The 6,228-nt window shown below is 68.9% G+C and carries 5 protein-coding genes; 1 reads left to right on the forward strand and 4 read right to left on the reverse strand.

Features of this window, described 5'->3' with window-relative positions; translation table 11 throughout:
• Positions 1 to 18: 18 nt before the first annotated feature.
• Positions 19 to 606 (forward strand): TetR/AcrR family transcriptional regulator, encoded by a 588-nt coding sequence (locus ABR571_RS13775; RefSeq protein WP_409453776.1) that lies wholly within the window; start codon positions 19 to 21, stop codon positions 604 to 606.
• Between the two features lie 91 nt (positions 607 to 697).
• On the opposite strand, the gene ABR571_RS13780 is transcribed toward ABR571_RS13775, so the two are convergent.
• The 4 genes from ABR571_RS13780 to ABR571_RS13795 all read right to left on the reverse strand — a co-directional run bounded on the left by ABR571_RS13780 (position 698) and on the right by ABR571_RS13795 (position 6,214).
• Positions 698 to 1,531, reverse strand: coding sequence for a tyrosine-protein phosphatase (locus tag ABR571_RS13780; protein ID WP_409453777.1), 834 nt, complete (start codon positions 1,529 to 1,531; stop codon positions 698 to 700).
• A gap of 34 nt (positions 1,532 to 1,565) precedes the next feature.
• Positions 1,566 to 3,002 carry an SDR family NAD(P)-dependent oxidoreductase gene (locus ABR571_RS13785; protein WP_409453778.1) on the reverse strand — a complete coding sequence of 479 codons (1,437 nt, stop codon included), beginning with the start codon at positions 3,000 to 3,002 and terminating at the stop codon, positions 1,566 to 1,568.
• Between the two features lie 33 nt (positions 3,003 to 3,035).
• A complete protein-coding gene (locus ABR571_RS13790; protein WP_409453779.1) occupies positions 3,036 to 4,259 on the reverse strand; it encodes a YncE family protein in 1,224 nt (407 codons plus the stop codon).
• 116 nt (positions 4,260 to 4,375) lie between these two features.
• A complete protein-coding gene (locus ABR571_RS13795; protein WP_409453780.1) occupies positions 4,376 to 6,214 on the reverse strand; it encodes an acyl-CoA dehydrogenase in 1,839 nt (612 codons plus the stop codon).
• Positions 6,215 to 6,228: the final 14 nt, after the last annotated feature.

The following is a 6,228-nucleotide window of genomic DNA, read 5'->3' on the forward strand; positions in this document are numbered from 1 at the left end:
AGGGATCGTACTAGAACAATGGCGCCCCCGCGAAAGCACGACACCGACGACATCCTCGACGCCGCCCGCACGCTCGTCCTGCGTGACGGGCCGCGCGCCGCCTCCGTCGCCGCGATCGCCGAGGAGAGCGGGGCGCCGGTGGGCACGCTCTATCACCGGTTCGGCAACCGGGACGGCGTGTTGACGGCCGCCTGGTTGCGCGCGCTCGAACGCTTCCAGGACCGCGCGCTGGCCGCGACCACCCAATCCGACCCACTCGATGCGGCGGTCGCGCTGGCGATGACGCAGGTCCGCTTCGCCCGTGAGGAAGCCGACGACGTCCGGCTGCTGCTGGCGATCCGCCGTCGGGACCTGCTGGACGCCGCTCCGGACGACGCCTTCCGGGACCGTCTGGCGACGATGAACGCGCCGCTCCAGGCGGCGCTGGCCCGCCTGACCCGGGCGCTGCGTGGGCGGGCCGACGCGCGATCACTCGATGCGGTCGTCCGGGCGGTGGTCGACCTGCCGAATGCCGCGGTGCGCCGGCACCTGCGCGAGGGCGGACGGTTGCCGGGCTGGCTGGAGCGCGACGTCGCCGACGCCGTGCGCACCCTGCTCTTGTCCTGATCGCCCGCGCTACCGATCCGTCGTCCCCTGACGTCGCGCCTTTCCGGTCGCGGCGACCGACGATTTACCGGGCGGAACGGTGCACGTGGGGTCAGTCGAGAAGCTTGTGACGCAGGGCGGCCGCGTCCTCCTCGGTCCAGCCGTGCGCGCGCAGCCACGCCGGCACGCCACCGTAGAACTCGTCCACCACGTCGAGCAGCCGGGCCATCGTCTCGGCCCGCGGCTTGTGCCGGTCGAAGTTGACGGTGCCGGCGTCGAGGTCGGAGGCGTACGTCTTGCGTGCTGACAGCCGGTTGATGATGGCCTCGATCCGCTCACCGCTCAGCGCATAGTCCTCGATGATCGCGTCGCGCTCGACACCGACCTCGGCGAGGGCGAGCGCGACAACGACGCCCGTTCGGTCCTTGCCGGCCGCGCAGTGCACGACGGTCGCACCCTCGGTGCCGGCGATCAGCCGCAGCGCGTCGATCACCGAGTCGGCGCGGTCGTCGAGATAGCTGAGGTACACCCCGGACGCCCCGCGGCGGCGGTCGCTTTCGTCGATCGACCGCTTCGGGCCCTGCCACGGCAGCACGACCGGCCCGTCGTCGTCCTCTGCGGCGACGGCGTCGGTGTTGTCGCCGGCCTCGGGGAAGAGCGACAGGTGCCGCACCTCGACCGACGGCTCGCGGGTGATCGGACCCGGCCCCTCGCTCGACACCTCGACGCCGGTCCGTAGGTCGGCCACCGCCCGCACGCCCAGGTCATCGACGAGATGGCGGACGTCTTTCTCGCTGAGGCCTTGCAGGCTGTCCGACCGGATCAGCCGGCGCGGCTGCACGACACGTCCGTGGACCGTCGGCAGTCCGCCGAGGTCGCGGACGTTCTCCGCTCCGTCGAGTTCGATCCACCGCGACAGCGACGCATCCTCCTGCGCTTCACTCACGTCTCGACCTTACGGACGTGGCCTTCTGACGCTGTCACCAGGCGGCGCGGGCGTAGTCCTTCAGGAAGCAGCCGTACAGGTCGACGCCGGCCTCGCCCTGGACGATCGGGTCGTACACGCGCGCCGCTCCGTCGACCAGATCGAGCGGCGCGTGGAAGCCCTCGTCGGCCAGGCGCACCTTCGTCTCGTGCGGCCGCTCGTCGGTGATCCAACCGGTGTCGACCGAGGTCATCAGGATCCCGTCGGTCAGCAGCTCAGTGGCACTGGTGCGGGTGAGCATGTTGAGCGCGGCCTTGGCCATGTTCGTATGCGGATGGCCGGGCCCTTTGTAGCCGCGGCTGAAGACGCCCTCCATCGCCGACACGTTGACGATGTATTTGCGCCGTGCCGGGCTCGCCGCCATCGCTGGGCGCAGCCGGCTGATGAGGATGAACGGCGCGGTGGTGTTGCACAGCTGCACCTCGAGCAGTTCCAGCGCGTCGACCTCGTCCACCCGTTGCGTCCAGCTGTTGACGCTGTTGACGTCGGGGACGAGCCCACCAGCGTCGACGCCGGCACTACCGACCGCGGGCAGTGCCGAGCCTGCGACCAGCGCAAGCCGGGACAGGTCTGCGCCGCGCACGGTGTCCGGCAGATGCGGCATGGGATGCGCGGACAGCGCCCCGGCCAGCGCCGCGGGGTGCGCGTCGGAGATGTGGTCGAAGGTGACGACCTCGGGCAGCGGCCCGTCCGGAAGCGGCTCGCTCTCCGCCGCCGCCAACGGTGCGTACGCGCCGGGCGAGCGGCGCACGGTCTGGGCGGCGTTGTTGATCAGCACGTCCAGTGGCCCGGCGGCGGCGATCGAGTCGGCGAGGGCGACCACCTGTGCCGGGTCACGTAGATCGATCCCGACGATGCGCAGCCGGTGCAGCCAGTCGGCGCTGTCGGGCATGGCGCGGAACCGCCGGATGGCGTCGTTCGGGAACCGCGTGGTGATCGTGGTGTGTGCGCCGTCGCGCAGCAGGCGCAGCGCGATGTACATACCGATCTTCGCCCGTCCGCCGGTGAGCAACGCGCGCCGACCGGTCAGGTCGGTACGGGCGTCCCGATGCGACCGGTTGATCGCGGCGCACGAGGGGCAGAGCTGGTGGTAGAACGCGTCGACCTCGGTGTAGTCCTGCTTGCAGATGTAGCACGGACGGGGCCGGATGAAGGCGCCGGCGAGCGCGCCGGCCACCGCCGAGACGAGCGGCAGCCCCTCGGTCTCGTCATCGATGCGCTGCGGCGAGCCGGTGGCGGTGGCGGCGACCACGGCTCGGTCGGCGGCGTTGATGGCCTCGCGCCGTTCGTCGCGGCGCGCCTTCTTCACGGCCTTGAACAACCGGCCGGTGGCTCGGCGGACCGCGACCGCATCGGGGTGCTCCGGCGGCAGGCCCTCGGCCTGGGCGAGTACGCGCAGGCACAGTGCCAGCTCGTCGGGGTCGATGGTCACCGAGCCACGATAGGTGACCTCGACCGGGAGGACTCAGCCGATGAGGCCGTTCTGGATCACGCCGGCGCGCACTCTCTGCGGATGATTGCCGACCGGCACGTAGGTGATCACGCTCTTGGTCGCATAGTCGAGCACTGCGACCTTGTTGTCGGCCGCCACCGACATCCAGCACTGGCCGCCGCCGGGACTGTCGGTCGCCCAGTACGGGGTGTTGCCTACCGGCAGGATCGTCGCGGCGCCGGACTGCCGGTCGACCATCGCCGCGTACCCGTCCATCGTCCCGGCGGCGCACAGAGTGGTGCCCGCGGCGTTCATCGCCAGGCCGTGGTGGGCGGAGTTGAGGATGTACTGCGATTTGGGAGTGTTCGGGACGAGGTCGGGGAGCGGCACGACCCGCGTCACCCGCTCGGTCTGCATGTCGAACTCGACGAACCCGTGCAGGAAGGACACCTGGAGGTATGCGTATCGCTGGTCGGGCGCGATCGCCATGGGCCGGACCGCCGAGCTCATGCACGGGTAGCCGGCCTCGGCCAGCTTGGCGCCGATGTCCCACTGGTGCAGGATCGTGAACGTCCGGTTGTCCACGATCTGGAAGACCTGCACACCCTTGGTCGGATCGGTGAACGGACAGAAGATCGACGGATCGGTCGGCGTGTAGATCCGGCCGATGCTGGCGTGATAGATGAGCGAACCGTCGGGCGAGTAGTTGCTCTCATGGGGCGTGTCCCCCGACGAGAACTGCCGCAGCCGCGCTCCGGTCGCCATGTCCAGCTCGTGCACCACATTGGCGGTCGAGTCCGACACGAGCAGCCGGCTGCGGTCGGGCGAGACGGCCATGTGGTCGGCCCGGTACCCGTCCATCGGCGCCCGCCATTTGATCTGGCCGGTGGCGATGTCGATGCCCACGACGTCGGCGAAGCTCGGCCGTGAGACGGCGAGCACCGTGCCGTCCCGGTTGCTGAACATGTCGTCGGTGTACTGGTCGTGCCCTTGGCCGATGAGTTCCCGGATCGCGAGGTAGAAGACGAGCTTGACGGGGTTCAGCGTGATTTCGAGCAGGCGCGCGTTCTTGTCCGGGATCACGTTGATGTGTTTGACGACCTTGTAGGTCTGGGCATCGACCACGTCCGCCGTGCCGTCCCAGTCATTACCCACGTACATGACGGCGCGGGTGCCGGTCACCGAGCCGGCCGTCGTGTTACCGAGCAACGGCAGGACGAGCAGTGCAGTTACGGCAACGGCGGCAAATCGGCGCACAGGAACTCCTGGCCTCGGCGTCTGTGCCGCTCAACGAGAACGGCGCACTCCCCGATACGCGATATGCGAACGGCCCGTCCTCGGAAGTGGGGACGGGCCGTTCGGGACAGCTGGGATCAGAACGCGGCTTCGGGCACATCCATCAGCGAGTTGTCGATCGACTCGGCGACCGCGCGACGGGCAGCGAGCTCCGGCAGCACGGTCGTCGCGAAGAAGCGGGCGACGGCCGGCTTGCCCTCGTAAAACGCCCGGTCGGCCTCGGAGACGCCGTTCGCGTCCAGCTTGGTGAGGGCGACCGCGGCCTGGCGCAGCAGCAGGTAGCCGACCATGAGGTCACCGGCAGAGATGAGCAGGCGAGTGGCGTTCTGGCCGACCTTGTAAACGTTGGTGACGTCTTCCTGGCCGCTCATCAGCTGCTGGAACATGGCACCGACGATGCCCCCGAAGTCCTCGAGCGCCTTCTTCAGCGCGGCGCTCTCTTCCTTCAGCCGGCCCTCGTCCGCGATCGACTCGAGGAATTCGGTGATCTCCCCGGACAGCGCCCCGAGGGCAGCGCCCTTGTTGCGGACGATCTTGCGGAAGAAGAAGTCCTGCGCCTGGATCGCGGTGGTGCCCTCGTACAACGTGTCGATCTTCGCGTCGCGGATGTACTGCTCGAGCGGGTAGTCCTGCAGGTAGCCGGATCCGCCGAAGACCTGCAACGCTTGCGCCAGCTGGTCGTACGAGCGCTCGGACCCAACGCCCTTGACGATCGGCAGCAGCAGGTCGTTGATGGCCTCGTCCAGCGTCGTGTCGGCGCCTTCGTGCTCGCCCACGATGATGCGGTCCTGCGCCGTGGCGGTGTAGTAGACCAGAGACCGCAGGCCCTCGGCGTAGGCCTTGTTCAGCATCAGGCTGCGACGGACGTCGGGGTGGTGAATGATCGTCACGCGCGGGGCGGTCTTGTCCGACGCCTGGGTGAGGTCGGCCGACTGGACGCGGGTCTTGGCGAACTCGAGTGCGTTCAGGTAGCCCGTCGAAAGCGTGGCAATCGCCTTGGTGCCGACCATCATCCGCGCGTGCTCGATGACCTGGAACATCTGCGCGATGCCCTCGTGGACGTCGCCGACGAGCCAGCCCTTCGCCGGGACGTCGGGGTTCTCACCGAAGCGCAGCTCGCAGGTCGTCGACGCCTTGAGCCCCATCTTGTGCTCGACGTTGGTGACGTAGACGCCGTTGCGCTCACCCAGTTCGCCGGTCTCGGGGTCGAAGTGGAACTTCGGGACCACGAACAGCGACAGGCCCTTCGTGCCCGGCCCGGCACCCTCGGGGCGCGCCAGCACAAGGTGGACGATGTTCTCGGTGAGGTCGTGCTCGGCCGAGGTGATGAAGCGCTTGACGCCCTCGATGTGCCAGGAACCGTCGGGCTGCTCGGTCGCCTTGGTGCGGCCGGCGCCGACGTCGGAGCCCGCGTCGGGCTCGGTCAGCACCATGGTCGCGCCCCACCCGCGGTCGATCATCCGCTGGGCCATCTTCTTCTGGGTCTCGTTGCCGTTCTTGTGGAGGATGCCGGCGAACGGCGCGCCCGCCATGTACATGTGCAGGGCGGGGTTGGAACCGAGGACCTGCTCGGCAATCGCCCAGGTCAGCGTGCGGGGTACGAGCTGGCCGCCGAGCTCAGGGATGGTCTCGGTGCGCCACCACTCGCTGTCGTACAGCGTCTTGAAGGATTTCTTGACCGACTCCGGCATGGTGACCGAGTTCGTGTCCGGGTCGAAGACCGGCGGGTTGCGGTCACCGTCGACGAAGGATGCGGCGAGCGGGCCTTCGGCCAGCTTGGCGACCTCGGCGATCATGCCGCGGGCGGTCTCGACGTCGAGGTCGTCGAACGGCGCCTTGTCGAGAACCTTGTCGGTACCGAAGACCTCGAAAAGGTTGAACTCGATGTCGCGGACATTGCTCTTGAAGTGGCCCATCGCCAGAACTCCTG

Source organism: Jatrophihabitans sp. (assembly GCF_046262535.1).
GTDB lineage: Bacteria > Actinomycetota > Actinomycetes > Mycobacteriales > Jatrophihabitantaceae > Jatrophihabitans.

Bases quoted from the DNA above. Each gene is read 5' to 3' on its own strand.
- ABR571_RS13775 (WP_409453776.1), top strand. From the start codon at position 19: ATGGCGCCCCCGCGAAAGCACGACACCGACGACATCCTCGACGCCGCC.
- ABR571_RS13795 (WP_409453780.1), bottom strand. From the start codon at position 6,214: ATGGGCCACTTCAAGAGCAATGTCCGCGACATCGAGTTCAACCTTTTC.